Annotated in this window: 14 protein-coding genes; 3 read left to right on the forward strand and 11 right to left on the reverse strand. The window is 67.6% G+C overall.

Annotated elements, in window-relative coordinates; translation table 11 throughout:
* Positions 1-60 precede the first annotated feature (60 nt).
* The 3 genes from pta to B7K21_RS04895 all read left to right on the forward strand — a co-directional run bounded on the left by pta (position 61) and on the right by B7K21_RS04895 (position 4,533).
* A complete protein-coding gene (gene pta, locus B7K21_RS04885; protein WP_084074076.1) occupies positions 61-2,121 on the forward strand; it encodes a phosphate acetyltransferase in 2,061 nt (686 codons plus the stop codon).
* A gap of 19 nt (positions 2,122-2,140) precedes the next feature.
* Positions 2,141-3,280: an acetate kinase gene (locus B7K21_RS04890; RefSeq protein ID WP_234989185.1), complete on the forward strand. Its 1,140-nt coding sequence runs from the start codon at positions 2,141-2,143 to the stop codon at positions 3,278-3,280.
* A gap of 290 nt (positions 3,281-3,570) precedes the next feature.
* The gene (locus B7K21_RS04895) at positions 3,571-4,533 is read left to right on the forward strand and encodes a zinc-binding dehydrogenase (protein WP_084074077.1); all 963 of its coding nucleotides are present in this window, start codon (positions 3,571-3,573) and stop codon (positions 4,531-4,533) included.
* A 22-nt stretch (positions 4,534-4,555) separates the two neighbouring features.
* On the opposite strand, the gene B7K21_RS04900 is transcribed toward B7K21_RS04895, so the two are convergent.
* The 11 genes from B7K21_RS04900 to B7K21_RS04950 all read right to left on the reverse strand — a co-directional run bounded on the left by B7K21_RS04900 (position 4,556) and on the right by B7K21_RS04950 (position 15,027).
* A complete protein-coding gene (locus tag B7K21_RS04900) occupies positions 4,556-5,227 on the reverse strand; it encodes a glutamine amidotransferase (protein WP_200806241.1) in 672 nt (223 codons plus the stop codon).
* Positions 5,224-5,610, reverse strand: coding sequence for a DUF3054 domain-containing protein (locus B7K21_RS04905; RefSeq protein ID WP_084074079.1), 387 nt, complete (start codon positions 5,608-5,610; stop codon positions 5,224-5,226). Before B7K21_RS04905 ends, B7K21_RS04900 begins: the two co-directional genes overlap by 4 nt.
* Complete coding sequence (locus tag B7K21_RS04910; RefSeq protein ID WP_084074080.1) at positions 5,607-6,194, reverse strand: YdeI family protein; 588 nt, start codon at positions 6,192-6,194, stop codon at positions 5,607-5,609. The genes B7K21_RS04905 and B7K21_RS04910 overlap by 4 nt, the downstream gene beginning before the upstream one ends.
* A gap of 106 nt (positions 6,195-6,300) precedes the next feature.
* Positions 6,301-7,401 (reverse strand): aminopeptidase, encoded by a 1,101-nt coding sequence (locus B7K21_RS04915; RefSeq protein ID WP_084074081.1) that lies wholly within the window; start codon positions 7,399-7,401, stop codon positions 6,301-6,303.
* Positions 7,394-8,908, reverse strand: coding sequence for an FGGY-family carbohydrate kinase (locus B7K21_RS04920; protein ID WP_084074082.1), 1,515 nt, complete (start codon positions 8,906-8,908; stop codon positions 7,394-7,396). The genes B7K21_RS04915 and B7K21_RS04920 overlap by 8 nt, the downstream gene beginning before the upstream one ends.
* Entirely contained in the window at positions 8,908-9,714 is an 807-nt protein-coding gene (locus B7K21_RS04925) for a BtpA/SgcQ family protein (RefSeq protein ID WP_084074083.1), read from the reverse strand. Before B7K21_RS04925 ends, B7K21_RS04920 begins: the two co-directional genes overlap by 1 nt.
* Positions 9,715-9,778: 64 nt before the next feature.
* Positions 9,779-10,405 carry a DAK2 domain-containing protein gene (locus B7K21_RS04930; protein ID WP_200806242.1) on the reverse strand — a complete coding sequence of 209 codons (627 nt, stop codon included), beginning with the start codon at positions 10,403-10,405 and terminating at the stop codon, positions 9,779-9,781.
* A 6-nt stretch (positions 10,406-10,411) separates the two neighbouring features.
* Complete coding sequence (locus tag B7K21_RS04935; protein ID WP_084074085.1) at positions 10,412-11,413, reverse strand: dihydroxyacetone kinase subunit DhaK; 1,002 nt, start codon at positions 11,411-11,413, stop codon at positions 10,412-10,414.
* Positions 11,414-11,426: 13 nt separating this feature from the next.
* Positions 11,427-12,527, reverse strand: coding sequence for an ABC transporter permease (locus B7K21_RS04940; RefSeq protein ID WP_084074086.1), 1,101 nt, complete (start codon positions 12,525-12,527; stop codon positions 11,427-11,429).
* Entirely contained in the window at positions 12,524-13,540 is a 1,017-nt protein-coding gene (locus tag B7K21_RS04945; protein ID WP_084074087.1) for an ABC transporter permease, read from the reverse strand. The genes B7K21_RS04940 and B7K21_RS04945 overlap by 4 nt, the downstream gene beginning before the upstream one ends.
* Entirely contained in the window at positions 13,537-15,027 is a 1,491-nt protein-coding gene (locus B7K21_RS04950) for a sugar ABC transporter ATP-binding protein (RefSeq protein ID WP_373994278.1), read from the reverse strand. Before B7K21_RS04950 ends, B7K21_RS04945 begins: the two co-directional genes overlap by 4 nt.
* Between the last annotated feature and the right edge of the window lie 4 nt (positions 15,028-15,031).

Genomic DNA, 15,031 nt, shown 5'->3' on the forward strand with positions numbered 1-15,031 from the left:
TCCCCCCGTATAGGCCTAACGTCGTGTGGCACGCAAGCGACGACGTGACATCCTTGACGTGTGGCACACAGCATCTATATCGCATCGTCCGAAGGCGACACCGGGAAGTCCACGATCGCCCTGGGGATCACCGCGCTGCTCGCGCGCAGCGTCGAGAAGGTGGGCATCTTCCGCCCCGTCGCTCGCGTCGCGGACGGCTCCGACTACGTGCTCCAGCTCCTGCTGGGCCACGATGGCGTCGATCTGACCTATGACGAGGCCGTCGGCGTCACCTATGAGGACGTGCACGCCAATCCCGACGCGGCTCTCGCCACGATCGTGCAGCGGTACCACGAGGTCGCGAAGAAGTGCGACGCGGTCGTCATCGTCGGCACCGACTACACCGACGTCTCCTCTGCCGCAGAACTCGAGTTCAACGCACGCATCGCGGCGAACCTCGGCGCGCCGGTCGCGCTCGTCGTGCGCGGCATGGACCGCACGCCTGCGGAGATCGCGCAGACCGTCGAGGCCGCGATGCTCGAGATGCGGGGCAGCCACGCCCACGTGGCCGCAGTCTTTGCCAACCGCTGCCGACGGGAGGACCTCGAGCAGATCGTCTCGCTCCTGCCGGAGGGACTCGCGGGCGGCGCGCTGCCCGAGGAGGACCTGCTGTTCGCTCCCTCGCTGGCATCCCTCATCGAGGCCGTCAACGGCACCGTCATCTCCGGATCGCCCGACCTGATGTCGCGCGAGGTGCGCGCGATCGTCGTGGGCGCCATGAGCCCCGAGCACCTGCTCGGCCGCCTCGAGGAGGGCGCCCTCGTCATCACGCCAGGCGACCGCGCCGACGCGCTGCTCGCGCTCCTCACCGCGCACGCCGCAGGGGGCTTCCCCGCGCTGTCGGGCATCATCCTCAACGGCGGCTTCGAGCCCGCCGAGCCGATCATGAGGCTCGTCGAGGGACTCGGATCGTCCCTGCCCATCGCCACCACCCAGCTCGGCACGTACGACACCGCGAGCACCTGCTGGGCGACGCGCGGCCGTCTCTCGCGCGAGTCGCAGCTCAAGGTCGACACCGCGCTCGCGATGTTCGAGGCGCACATCGACGCCGATGAGCTCACGCGCCTGCTCGACCTGGCGAAGACCGACGTCATCACCCCGCTCATGTTCGAGTACGGCCTGCTGGACCGCGCGCGACAGGACCTCAAGCACATCGTGCTTCCCGAGGGCTCGGACGACCGCATCCTGCGCGCCGCCTCGACCCTGCTGCGCCGCAACGTCGTGGAGATCACGATCCTCGGCGACGAGGCGGCGATCCGTGCGCGAGGCGCCGAGCTGGGCCTCGACCTCGACAAGGCGCGGATCGTCTCGCCCCACGACGAGGAGTACGTATCGCGCTTCGCGCAGACCTACTACGAGCTCCGCAAGCACAAGGGCGCCACCATGGACGTCGCGCGCGACCGCGTGCAGGACGTCAGCTACTTCGGCACGATGATGGTCCAGGAGGGGCTTGCCGACGGCATGGTCTCCGGCGCCGCGCACACGACCGCGCACACCATCACGCCGTCGTTCCAGATCATCAAGACCGTGCCCGGCACGTCCATCGTGTCCTCGGTCTTCCTCATGTGCCTCGCCGATCGCGTGCTCGTCTACGGCGACTGCGCCGTGAACCCCGACCCGACCGCAGAAGAGCTCGCGGACATCGCAATCTCATCCGCCGAGACGGCACTGCAGTTCGGCATCGACCCCAAGGTCGCGATGCTGTCCTACTCCACCGGAGAGTCCGGACGCGGGTCCGACGTGGACAAGGTGCGCGAGGCGACCCGCCTGGTGCGCGAGCGCCGCCCCGATCTCGCCGTCGACGGCCCGATGCAGTACGACGCCGCCGTCGAGCCGTCCGTCGCCGCCTCGAAGGCCCCGGACTCGCCCGTCGCGGGCCAGGCGACCGTGCTGGTCTTCCCCGACCTGAACACCGGGAACAATACGTACAAGGCGGTGCAGCGCTCCGCGGGCGCCGTCGCGATCGGCCCGGTGCTCCAGGGCCTTCGCAAGCCCGTCAACGACCTGTCCAGGGGCGCCCTGGTGCAGGACATCGTCAACACGGTGGCCATCACAGCCATCCAGGCACAGCAGATCGACTAGGAAAGGCTGCGTATTCAGCGTGTCCGTCAACTATGAGGGGATCGCCCTGGTCCTCAACTGCGGGTCCAGCTCGGTGAAGTACCAGGTGGTCGACACCACGAAGGACGAGCCCCTCGCGTCCGGCATCGTGGAGCGCGTCACCGACCACGCGCTGGCCATCGGCGAGGTCATCGAGACCCTTTCGCAGCCCGGCTCCGGCGTGGACCTCGCGGATTTGACCGTCGTGGGCCACCGTGTAGTGCAGGGAGGCGACGAGTTCTCCGCCCCCACGCTGATCGACGACGCGGTAGAGCGCGCGATCGCGAAGCTCTCGGTCCTCGCGCCTCTGCACAACCCCGGGCATGTCGCCGGCATCTCCGCCGCCCGCGCCGCCTTCCCGCAGCTGCCGCACGTCGCCGTCTTCGACACGGCGTTCCACCAGACTCTGCCCGAGGCCGCCTACACGTACGCGCTCGACCTCCAGGTGGCGCGTGAGCACGGCATCCGCAAGTACGGATTCCACGGCACCTCGCACGGCTACGTGTCGCGCGAAGTCGCCTCGCTCATGGGCCGCGACCCGAAGGACATCAACGTCATCACCCTGCACCTGGGCAACGGCGCGTCGGCCGACGCCGTGCAGGCCGGGCACGCGGTGGACACGTCGATGGGACTCACCCCGCTCGACGGCCTCGTCATGGGCTCGCGCACCGGCACCATCGACCCCGCGGTCGTATTCCACCTGCACCGCGCAGCAGGCATGTCGATCGATGAGATCGACACGCTGTTCAACAAGCAGTCCGGCATGCTCGGCCTCACCGGGTACTCGGACTTGCGCGACGTGCACAAGGCCATCGCGGACGGTAGCCACGAGGCCCGGCTCGCACTCGACATCTACACGCGCCGCATCAAGTCGTACGTGGGCCAGTACCTGGCGCTCATGGGCTCGGTCGACGTCATCGTCTTCACCGCGGGCGTGGGCGAGAACGACGACATCGTGCGCCTCGAGTCGATGCAGGGCCTCGAGGGCCTGGGCATCGTCATCGACCCCGCGCGCAACGAGGGCCGCAAGAAGCAGTCGACGCTCATCTCCACGGACGACTCGCCGGTGCAGATCTGGGTCGTGCCCACGAACGAGGAGCACGAGATCGCCGTGCAGTCGGTGGCCGCGGTCTCCGCGTAGCGACTCGCACTGCCTGACGGGGCCCGGTCCACATGGATCGGGCCCCGTTCTTCATTTCGCGGTACATCACCGTCCACCAGGACACATGCGACCGCTGAGAACGTCACTGACTGTCCACGAGCGGACCAGCTCGCATGCCAGTCCGCACCGATCCTCCCCGTGGACCGTCAGTGACGGTTTCGCCCCGTCGCTGCATCACAGTGGACATCCCTGTACCACCTGGGCTGTGCGATGCCGCCCCGGGACCTCACACCCACTCCCAAGGGAGATGCCGGACATAGGCTGACACCATGCTCGCCGCCTACGCCGCCCGTTTCAGCCCCGACGACCCTGCCTCCGCGCTCGAAGTGGGTGAGCGTCCCGCACCGCAAGCGCGCGAGAACTGGACCACGGTCAGCGTCCGCGCCGCCTCCATCAACCACCACGACGTGTGGAGCCTCAAGGGCGTCGGGCTCTCCGAGCGCCAGCTGCCGATGATCCTCGGGTGCGACGCCGCCGGGGTCACACCGGAGGGCGAGAACGTCGTGGTGCACGGAGTGATCGGCGCCGACGGCCACGGCGTAGGCCCGCGCGAGCCGCGCAGCATCCTGTCCGAGCGCTACGACGGCACCCTGGCCGAGCAGGTCGCCGTGCCCACCGCCAATCTCATCCCGATGCCTGCCGCGCTCACCTTCGAGGAGGCCGCGTGCCTCCCGACCGCGTGGCTCACGGCCTACCGGATGCTGTTCCACGGCGCGGCGCTCACTCCAGGGCAGTCGGTCCTGGTCCAGGGCGTCGGAGGCGGCGTGGCGAGCGCCGCTATCGCCCTCGGTGCGGCGGCGGGCCTGGAGGTCTACGCCACGTCGCGCAGCGAGTCCAAGCGCGAGGCCGCGCTGCGCATGGGGGCCGTCGGGGCCGTCGAACCCGGCGACCGCCTGCCGACTCGGGTGGACGCGGTCATCGAGACCGTCGGGCGAGCGACGTGGAAGCACTCGATCGCTTCGGTGAAGAATGGCGGCACGATCGCCATCGCGGGCCACACCACAGGCGACCCCGAGCCAGCGCTCCTGACACGAGTGTTCTTCCACGAGCTGCGCATCCAGGGCGTGACCATGGGCACGCGCGACGACCTCGCTGACCTGATGTCCTTCCTGGTGCGCACGGGGCTGAGGCCCACGATCGACTCGACGTTCCCGCTCGCCGAGGCACGCGCGGCCGTGGACAGGGTCGCATCGGGCGAGCACCTCGGCAAGGTGGTCGTGACGCCCTCCTGACGCGAAGCGACGCAACGCTGGGCTACAGCGCGCGCAACCAGTCGCGGATCATGCGGATCCCCGCCATCGTGGCGGCATCGCCGTGCTCGCGCGCCTGGCGTCGTAGGTCCGACGCGGGCACGCCCCACGCGCGCAGGTCTCCGGTGTGCCCGATCACCCACCGCTCGATCGCCTCGGGATCGGCCTCGGGATGGAACTGGACCGCCAGCCATCGCCCGAGCGAGAACGCCTGGTGCGCGTTCGCGGCGTTGCCCGCGAGTAGCGTCGCGCCAGACGGCAGCGTGAACGTGTCGGCATGCCAGTGGAGCACCGGGGTGCCAGCAAGGGGGCCCAGCGCCGAGTCGTGGCCCGCGTCGGTCAGGTCCACCGTGTCGAAGCCGACCTCACGAGTGCCCGGACCGACGATCGCTCCCGCCGCGAGCGCCATGAGCTGCGCGCCCAGGCACACGCCAAGCGTGGGCCGGTCGCGCCGCGCCTCGAGCATGGAGCGGACGTCCGCGAGCACGGGATAGTTCGTGGTGTCCGGCGCGTCGATGGGTGCGCCGAGGACGATCGTGACGTCGGCCCCGGCCGCCTGAACCACGTCGTCCACGCCGACGTCGAGGTATCGCACCTCGTAGCCGTGCGCGCGAATCTCGGCCTCCCACACGCCCAGATCCTCGAACGCCACGAAGCGGATCACATCGCACCTCACGGCTTGAGACCCTTGCGCGTGGCGATGTAGCCGGAGACGACGCGCCATCCGACGAGGAACGCGGCGAGGAAGAGCGCGGCGACGATCACGAACGAGACCTGCACGCCCTGAACGCTCGCGACGCGGAGCAGCATGCCGCCCACCAGGGTCGACGCCCAGACGACCGCTCCGGTGCGCCTCCAGTCGCACGGCCGCCTCCACCCGCGCGAGAGCGCCCAGCCGATGCCTGCTCCCGCGAGGAACGGCCATGCTGTGGTCGCGAGCCCGAGCCCCGCCTCGCCGAGCACGCCCTCCTCGTGGCTCGCGCGCCCGATCGCCGAGAACACGACGATCGCGCCTGCGTCGAGCGCCACCGCGCCGATCGCGGCCTGTCTCAGATTCACGCGGTTCCCTCTTCCTGACGCTCGTCCAGCCTCGACACCACCCGCGCGATGCGCCTCGCCCTGGTCTCCGGCGTCGCTGCGGTCATGATCGGGTGCAGCACGGAGAAGCGCTCGGCACGCGTCAGTGCGGAGAACCGTGCCGACGCAGAGGGCACATCCGCGAGGGCCGCAGCGAGGTCGTCAGGAACCTCCATGTCCGCGGAGCCGGCATACGCGCGATCCCACCGGCCGTCGGCCTTGGCCTCTGCGACCTGCGCACGCCCGGCCTCGCGCATCCGCCCCTCGGACTCGAGCCGCGCAATATGCTCGACGTTGCGCGCGGACCACATCGACCGTCGCCGACGCGGCGTGAAGCGCTGCAGGAACGTCGCCTCGTCGCGCGACCGCTTCTGACCGTCGATCCAGCCGCTGCACAGCGCCTCGTCGAGTGCCTCGGCGTAGGTCAACGACGTGGGGTCCACGGTGCCCTTCTTGGCTAGCACGAGCCACACGCCGTCCGACGACGTCTCGTGGGCGTCGAGCCATGCGCGCCATGCCGTCGCGTCTGCCACGACGAGCAGCTCGGAGGGGTCGGGGACGGCCATGGCGCCAGTGTAGGAGGGGAGCCTGACACGACTCCCCCCTAGCCGTTGGCCCATGTGCTCGGCTCGGACCTCATCCAGGCCGTCGGTGCGTCGGGATTGGACGAGGTCAAGGAACCGAGGCCTCAGCGAGCAGTGGCTGGACGACGCCATCCTTGATGAGCCACTCGTCACCGACACGGAGTGAGCCGGCGGCCGCACCGGCCAGCCCGCGCAGGTCCTTGACGATGTCCCAGTGGATCGCAGACTCATTGATCCCGCCGCACTCCGGATACGCGCGCCCGAGCGCGATGTGGGCGGTGCCCAGGATCTTCTCGTCGATCAGCAGGTCGCCCGTCAGGTCGACGATCGCCGCGTTGGTGCCGATGCCGAACTCGCCCACGCGGCGCGCCCCTTCGTCGGTGGCGAGCATGCCCTGCACGAAGGCGCGCCCTTCTGCCGCACGCTCCGCGACGACGAGTCCCTGGTCGAAGACCAATTCGAGGTCTCGCACCATCACGCCGCCGAACGCGAACCGCCCCGGGAATCGAACGACGCCCTCAAGGTCGGTCTCGACGGGAGCGGTCGCGATCTCTCCGTCCGGCCAGTTGGCGTTGCCGGAGAACGGGATCCAGCTACGGCCGGCAGTCCCAATCTCGAGCACGCCGTGATCGTCCGAGATCACTGCACGCGAGGACTCGGCGAGTAGATCGCACAGTCGCTGCATGCGGGCACGGCCCCCGGACCAGTCCGCATCGAAAGAGTCGGCCCACTGCGTGAGCATTGCCTCGGCATCGAGGCCCATGACGTCAGCCCACACGGGCGTAGGAACGCGCACAAGCGCCCACCGGGTGTGCTGCCACCTCAATGTCGAGACAATGCCGCGTCCACGCCGCAGCGACGCAATTCTCGCGGGTTCTGCGTCGAGAACGGGATCCACCATCGCACGGAACGACACGTGCACGTCCGACCATTCCATCGCCGCTGCCTCAAGTGGCGGAGCCGCCGACAGCGCCGACGGATCCGACCACTGCAGAGCGGCGCGGTCGAAGCGCTCGTCTGTCGCGAGCACCTGCGGCACTGCGCCGCGGCGGTAGCACTCCTCCACGAAGGACTCGACAGCGGGCATCGCCAGCGGGTCTGTCATGAACACCGATACCTTGTCGCCCTTCGACAGATCGACGCCATCCGCCACGAGCCCCGCGATGCGCGTCCAGTCGGTCTCAGACATCTGCTACCTCCAAGAAGCGGTGGGCTCTCCGTGCGGCCAGCGGGGCTAAGGCGCGATAGAGCGCGACGAAGTCCTGATGGTCGGAACGCAACTGCTCGAAAGAGCGAGGGTCTGGCGCCACGACGCGAGTTGCCTCGCCCCACCCCTTGGCATCCGCCCGGTGGGGGATCTCGCCGATGCCGTGAGCCGCCAGGAAGGCGTCGCCGTACGACGCACCGGGCGAGCCGACCACGTGCTGCGGACTGCCGGTGACAGTAGCAACGGTCGCCATGATGATGTCGTTGCGGGTCGCGCCGCCGACTGCGACCACACGACTGAGCTGCACATTCGCGCGCGCGAAGGTGAGCAGCGCCTCGGCGGCCGAATGGCCGATCCCTTCGAGCATCGCACGCGCGAGATCCGCTCTGGTGTGCTGGAGTCCGAGGCCTACGAAGGCCGCCCTGCTCTGTGGATCCTGGAACGGCGTCCGCTCGCCGGCGAGATGCGGCAGAGCCATCACGCCCCGTGCACCCGGCAGAGACTCGTGCGCGAGGTCAAGCAGGCGCGCGAACGTGACGTCGTCGTCGGGATCGGTGATCCCGAGCAAGTCCGATATCCAGCGCGTGCCGGTCCCGGTGGTGGACGTGCCGGCAGCCAGAACGTACGAGCGGTCGAACACGTAGGGCGCGGCCCAGAGTTCGCGGTGCGTGATCGGCTCGTCGCCGACTCGGATGAAGTAGCCGCTGGATCCATACATCGCCATGACATCGCCCTCGTCGACGACGCCGGAGCCAACCGCCTCCGCGGGAGAGTCCGTGGTGCCGATGATCACAGGAACTCCGACGGGGATGCCTGTCGCCTCAGCTGCCCGTCGCGTGACGGTGCCGGCGACCTCGCTCGCCCACCCGAGTCTCGGCAACTGGCCGACCTCGACGAAGTCCTCGCAACCCGTCACGTCCCATGCGCCCGCGTCGAAGTCGTAGAGGGGATGGAAGTAGCCGGCAGTGCCATGGTCGATCGTGACCTCGCCGGTCAGTCGCGCCACGAGCCAGGACTGACTGGTCATGAACCAGCGCGCTCTGCGCCAGACCTCCGGCTCCTCGTCCCTCAACCACGCGATCTTCGGCCCCGCGGACTGGCTGGTCAACGAGTTGCCGCTCCTGCGGAGGATCTCGGCCTCGCCAAGCGCAGCGTTGAGAGTCCTGATCTGAGCCGAAGCCCTCGTGTCGACGCCGTAGAGGATGGCTGCACGCAGTGGAGCCAGCTCCTCGTCGACCGCGACGATGCAAGGTCCGATCGCACTGACGCCGACCGCTCCGAGGCGGGAGCCCTGCGCCGCGTGCATCAGCTCTGCACTGATCTCGCACAGACCGGCCCACCAGTCCTGCTCGGGGTCATGCTCCACGCAGCCAGGGCGCGGCGTCGACAACCCATGTCGACGCCGCGCCCGTGCCACGATCTCGCCCTCGGCGTCGACGAGGACTCCCTTGGTCTCGAAGGTGCCTACATCGATGCCGAGGAACAGCATCAGCGCAGCTCCCGCACCACGTCCATCAGTTCAACCACCCTCGCGACCTCAACATCATTCTCGAAGATGCCATCCTTCTTGAACGAGGTGCCAACGATCGCCGCGTCTGCGAACTGCATGCTCTCCGTCACGGTGCCCGGGCGCACTCCGGTGTTGACGAACACGGGCACGTGACCGGCGTTCTCCTTCACGATCTTGAGCGTCGATGTGTCTGTCGCCGCTCCTGCCGTGAGACCCGAGACGCACAGTCCGTCCGGCGCTCCGTTGAAGACGGTCGACCTGGTCATCTGGGCCAGATCCCGGTCGGCGACATACTGGGCCGCCTCAGGAACGATGTTGTACAGCAGCTTCACGTCCGGTGCGGAGAGGCGGGCGCGGTGGCGCGCCGTCGCCCCGACATCCGTGTTCCACATCCCGAAGTCCGACGCGTACACCCCTGTGAAGACCTCGCGGACGAAGGCGGCGCCAGTGGCGACCGCGAGGTCGATCGAGGCAGTGCCGTCCCACAGCACGTTGACGCCGAAGGGGACCGTGAGCTCCTCCAGCAGTTCTCCGACCACCCTCGCCATCGCGACAGACGTGATCGGCTCGGTGTCCGTGAGGTAGGGAAGACTGAACTCGTTCGAGATCAGGATCCCGTCCACCCCTCCCTGCTGGAGCGCGGCGATCTCCCGCCTCCCGTGCTCGACGATCCGTGCCATTCCGGTGTCGGCGTCGTAGCCGGGGTCTCCCGGCAAGGGCGGCAGGTGACACATGCCGATCACAGGCTTGCGCACGTCAAAGATGTCATCGAGCCAAGTGCTCATGGGTGATGGTGCTCCGTTCTTCGTTGAAACTGAGGTTGCTGAGGCGGCGACTCCCGCCGCAGATCTAGCGCGCGGAGTCCGACTCGACCTTCTTCCACGCCTCCGCAAGACGCTGGAAGGCCGTCGCGCCAGGATCGGCGAGCCCGATGCTGCGCTCCTGGAGCCATGAGGCCCGGCCGCGTCGGGACTGCAGATCCTTCGTGTCGACAACCGCCTTGGCGGCCGCTGCGACCACCGCAGAGCTGGCCTCGGTGGTGCTCGAGGCGTCGCGCAGGGCATCAGCAGCGGCGGCGATGCCGTCGAGGATCGTCTTGTCGCCCACCTGGGTCTTGCCTCGCGTGGCGATGCTGTCAGCCGCGGCCGAGACGAAGGCCGCCGCCTCCGCCACGCCGATGTCCGACTTGCCGTCCCACGTTCGCGAGCCCGCGAGCAGCGCACCTGCGACAAGCGCCGCCATCGTGGATGGATTGGCGTTGGCGAATGCCTTCGCACAGGTTCGTGCGATGTCGGTGGGCGTCGCATCGTCGTCGAGTTCGAGCAGCGCGGTGATCACCGCGTGAGAGCCAGCGGTGATGGTGATGCCGAGGTCCCCATCGCCGAGCGCCTGATCGAGGTCGCGTAGCTCGTCCGCGGACTCGACGAGGACAGCCAGGCTCTCGCGGATGTGTGCGTTCAGTTGCTTGCTCTGCACGGTGATTCAGCCTTCCTGGAAGAATGGGGACTGCGCCGGCGCACGAAGCAGCTCCAGACGGTCGTCGTTGAGTTCGAGAACCGAGATCGAAGCACCCGCCATCTCCAGCGAGGTGGCGTACTCGCCGATGTACTTCTCGACGATCTCGATGCCTCGCTCCTCCAGGTAGCGATAGACCCGGCGATACAGCACGTAGAGTTCCTCGAGCGGGGTCGCGCCAAGGCCGTTCACGAGCACCGCTACGCGGGACCCCTCGGCGAGGCCGAGGTCGGCGACAAGCGCCGACGTCAGGTGCTCGGCGATCTCGTCAGCAGTCTCGAGCGATCCGCGGTGGATGCCAGGCTCGCCATGGATCCCGATGCCGATCTCCATCTCGCCGTCCGGCAGCTCGAAGCTCGGCTTCCCGGTCGTCGGCAGGATCGTCGGCGCGAGACCGATGCCCATGGTCGCGCAGCGCTCGACCGCGTCCTCTGCGACGGCCGCCACGTCGGAAAGGCTGTCACCCCGCTCAGCGGCAGCGCCCGCGAGCTTGTAGGCGAAGAAGATGCCCGCGACCCCACGTCGGTCGTGCTTGCGTTCGTTCGGCTGGCTCGCCACATCGTCGCGACCGAGCACGGTCTTGGTCTCGATGCCCTCGAGCTCGGCGAGATCGACCGCGAGATCGAAGTTGAACACGTCGCCGCCGTAGTTGCCGTACAGGTAGAGCACGCCCGCGCCGCCGTCGACGGCCTTCGTGGCCTGGAGAATCTGGTCCGAGCTCGGAGAGCTGAAGACGTTGCCGATCGCGACGCCTGAGCAGAGACCCTTCCCCACGTAGCCCTTGAACAGCGGTAGATGCCCGGAGCCGCCGCCCGTGACGATTCCCACCTTCCCCTGCTGAGGTGCGTCCGCACGCACCATCACGCGGATGTCGTCGCCGGGAGTCTTCACCAGGTCGGGGTGGGCGAGCAGGATGCCCTCGACGAACTCGTCGACGAACGCCGCGGGATCGTTGATGATCTTCTTCATGTTCTCGTTCCAATCAGAGAGAGTTCGACTGGACCACGGCGGTGTGGTCCTCTGTGGGATTCGGGGACTTGGTGCGCCGTCGACGCGTGAACTTGACCTGGTCGAGCACCATGACGCCGACGAGGATCACGCCTTGGGCGATCGCGTACTCGTATGCGGAGAGACGCATGGCGGTGAAGCCGCTCGAGAGCACCTGGAGCGTCAGCGTCGCGAGCACGACGCCCATGACGGTGGCGAACCCCCCGTTCGGGTTGGTGCCGCCCAACACGGCGATCACGATGACCAGCAGCACGTAGCTTGAACCGTAGTCAGCGCTCGCGGACGGGTTGCGGCTGAGGAAGAGGAGCCCTGCGATCGCCGCAAGCAGGCCGGACATCAGGTACGTCACCATCAGCGTGGCCCTCGCAGAGATACCGGAAAACCTGCTGGCGACCGGATTCGCGCCCTGCAGTTGGATCTTGCGGCCGATGGGCGTTCGGTTGATGACCAGCGCCACGACGGCGGCAGCGACGATCAGGATGATCATGAGTACAGGGATCCCCGCGATCGCGGTGTCACCCATCGCCGTCAGGGCAGAGGGTGCACCGGAGATCGTCACCCCGCCGGTCCACACGAGCGCGAGGCCGTTGAAGACCTGCATGGTCCCGAGCGTCGCCAGAATCGGCGTGATGCCCACGATGCTGATCAGCACGCCGTTGATCGCGCCGAGCGCCGCTCCGACGAGGATGCCCGCGAAGATGATCACCGGCGTCATAGCCTCCGCTTGGGCCTCGCCCTGAGCGGCAGCAATCGCGGTGTAGAGGCTCGAGACCGTGACTGCAGTGCCGTTGGCAATCGCAACCACGGACAGGTCGATGCCACCCGTGAGCATGGCGAGCATTACAGCGAGCGAGAGCAGACCGATCTCGGGCGCGGCGACTGCGATGTTCGTGAGGTTCACGGGGTTGAGGAAGACGCTGGGCTTAAGGATCGCGAAGAACGCGAAGGTGGCGATCAGCAGGAACGCCATTCGCCCCACGCCGCGCTGCACATGGATCCGTTCGAGCAGCGAGGTCCATGCCGCACCTACTCGCCCGTTCATCTCAGCGAGTCCATTGCGGTTCTCGTTGTTCATGCCGACACCTCCTTCGCGAGCGCGACAGGTCGCCGCCTTGCACGCATCGCACCCAACGCCTGGACCGTCACACCGAAGATCAGGAGCAGGCCGACGGCGGCGCGCTGCCACGTGCTCGGGATGCCCACGAGGACAAGGTTGTTGTTGATGAGTTGGACGAGCACCACTCCGAGTACCGTGCCCATCACCGAGCCGCGACCGCCGAAGATGGACGCGCCTCCCAGCACGACTGCGGCGATGATGTCGAGCTCGGTACCCACCAGGCTTTGGGGATTGGCGTTCTTGCCGAGCACCACGTAGATGATCCCGCCGAACGCTGCGAGGGCGCCCACGAGGACGTAGAGCCAGACCTGCGTGCGCACGACCTTGATGCCCACGCGCCGGGCCGCCTCGGTGTCGCCCCCTATCGCGAAGATCGAGCGCCCGAACACCGTGTACTTGAGCATCCACGCGATCAGGAGCGCCACCAGCAGGACCGGGATGATCATGAAGTGCAGGTATCCGCCGCCGGCGATGTCCACGAGATGCACATCGGCACCGGTGATGGAGGCCGGCAGGTCCGACGCCGAGATGTACACCGACCCCACGTACGTGAGCAGGATTCCCTTATAGATGGTCTGCGTTCCGAGCGTCACTATCAGCGTCGGGAGCCTGAACCTTGCTATCACCACGCCATTGAGGAGTCCGAGGAGTCCGCCGACGACCATCGCGACGACGAAGATCACCACGAGACCGGGATCGAAACTTGCGTCCATGGACCACTTCACGGTCGTGTACGCCGCGAAGATCGCGATCGCCGGAAAGGACACGTCGATCCCGCCGGAGATCATCACGAGGAGAACGCCGAGCGCGAAGATGAGCGGCACCATCGAGCTCCGTACCAGCGCGAAGAACGTGTTGGCCGTGAAGAAGGCCGGGCTGGCGAGCGACATCGCGACCACGACGATCAGGATCACGGCGACGAGCAGCCCCTCGTTGTTGGCGCCCCGTAGGCGCCACATCAGCTCTCTCATGCCGCCATCCTCAGCTGGATCTTCTCGGCATCGATCTCGTCTCCGATGAGCTCGGAGACGACGCGCCCTTCGTGAACGATCAGTATTCGGTGGCAGCTGGAGACCAGCTCCGGGATGTCATCGGAGATGACGATGACCCCGATCCCCTCGGCCGCCTGCTCCCTCAGGATCGCCAGGATCTCCTCCTTGGAGCCGATGTCGACGCCCACGGTGGGTCCGTTCAGGATGAGGATGTGGGGACGGCGGTCGAGCCACTTCGCGAGAACGACGCGCTGCGCGTTCCCACCTGAGAGGCTTCGCACCATGGCCGCCACGTTGGGTGCAGCGATGCGCAGCCGGGCGAAGAGCTCAGCGATCGAGGTGCGGATCCGACCGCGGTCTAGGAGCCCAGTGCGCGACCGGTACGAGTCGAGCGAAGCGGCCACCATGTTGTCCGCGATCGACTGGTCGAGAAAGAGACCTTGAGTGAGCCGGTCCTCGGGCACGTATCCGATTCCCGCCTTGACCGCGTCGCGAATCGATCCGATGCGGTGCACCTCGCCATCGACCGCGATGGTGCCGCTTTGAGCGGGGTTGATGCCGAAGATCGCCTCGGCGATCTCTGATCGGCCGGAGCCGAGGAGTCCCGTGATCCCGAGGATCTCTCCGGATCGGAGCTCGAACGAGACACGATCGAATCCTCCTTCGCGCGTCAGCTCTGAGACCTTGAGCAGCACGGGAGCGTCCTCGGGAACCGCGTCGACGAGGCGCGCGTCGTTCACCTCCCGACCGGTCATCGCCTTGGCGATCGACCTGCCCGTGTAGTCCGAAGCGACGCCTGACTCGATCACCTCGCCGTTGCGCAGGACCGTCAGGCGCTGCGATATCTGGAGCACCTCGTCGAGCTTGTGACTCACGAACATCACGGCGACTCCGCGCTCCTGGAGGCGGCGCACGATGATGAAGAGCCTGTCGACCTCGGTGTGGGTGAGCGCGGTGGTGGGCTCGTCCATGATCAGCACCTTCGCCTCGCCGACGAGCGCTCGGCAGATCGCGATGAGCTGTCGATCGGCGACGGAGAGCGTCGCGACGTCCGCGTCAAGGTCGATCGACAGGCCCAAGTCCTCGACGATGCGGCGCGCGACCTCGCGAATCCGCGTGCGCGACGAGAGCTTGCGACGTTCCGCCAGTTCGCTCAGCATCGCGATGTTCTCGGCTGCGGAGAGGTTGGGGAACAGCGAGAAGTCCTGGTAGATCACCTGGACTCCACTCACGATCGCCTCCGAAGGCGTGAGGTGGGTCCGCTCCTGGTCGGAGATCGATATCTTGCCGGAGTCGGGCTTCTCCACACCGCTGATGATCTTGATCAACGTTGATTTCCCACTGCCGTTCTCGCCTGCGAGGCAATGCACCTCGCCTGGCAGGAGTGACAGGGAGACCCCGTTGAGCGCGTGAACTCCCCCGTAGGTCTTGACGATGTCGCGGACCTCGAGGACCGGTTGTGCCACCTGA

Source organism: Demequina sp. NBRC 110052, from assembly GCF_002090075.1.
Lineage (GTDB): Bacteria > Actinomycetota > Actinomycetes > Actinomycetales > Demequinaceae > Demequina.

Bases quoted from the DNA above. Each gene is read 5' to 3' on its own strand.
- B7K21_RS04920 (WP_084074082.1), bottom strand. From the start codon at position 8,908: ATGCTGTTCCTCGGCATCGATGTAGGCACCTTCGAGACCAAGGGAGTC.
- B7K21_RS04915 (WP_084074081.1), bottom strand. From the start codon at position 7,401: ATGTCTGAGACCGACTGGACGCGCATCGCGGGGCTCGTGGCGGATGGC.
- B7K21_RS04910 (WP_084074080.1), bottom strand. From the start codon at position 6,194: ATGGCCGTCCCCGACCCCTCCGAGCTGCTCGTCGTGGCAGACGCGACG.
- B7K21_RS04925 (WP_084074083.1), bottom strand. From the start codon at position 9,714: ATGAGCACTTGGCTCGATGACATCTTTGACGTGCGCAAGCCTGTGATC.
- B7K21_RS04940 (WP_084074086.1), bottom strand. From the start codon at position 12,527: ATGAACAACGAGAACCGCAATGGACTCGCTGAGATGAACGGGCGAGTA.
- B7K21_RS04895 (WP_084074077.1), top strand. From the start codon at position 3,571: ATGCTCGCCGCCTACGCCGCCCGTTTCAGCCCCGACGACCCTGCCTCC.
- B7K21_RS04935 (WP_084074085.1), bottom strand. From the start codon at position 11,413: ATGAAGAAGATCATCAACGATCCCGCGGCGTTCGTCGACGAGTTCGTC.
- B7K21_RS04945 (WP_084074087.1), bottom strand. From the start codon at position 13,540: ATGAGAGAGCTGATGTGGCGCCTACGGGGCGCCAACAACGAGGGGCTG.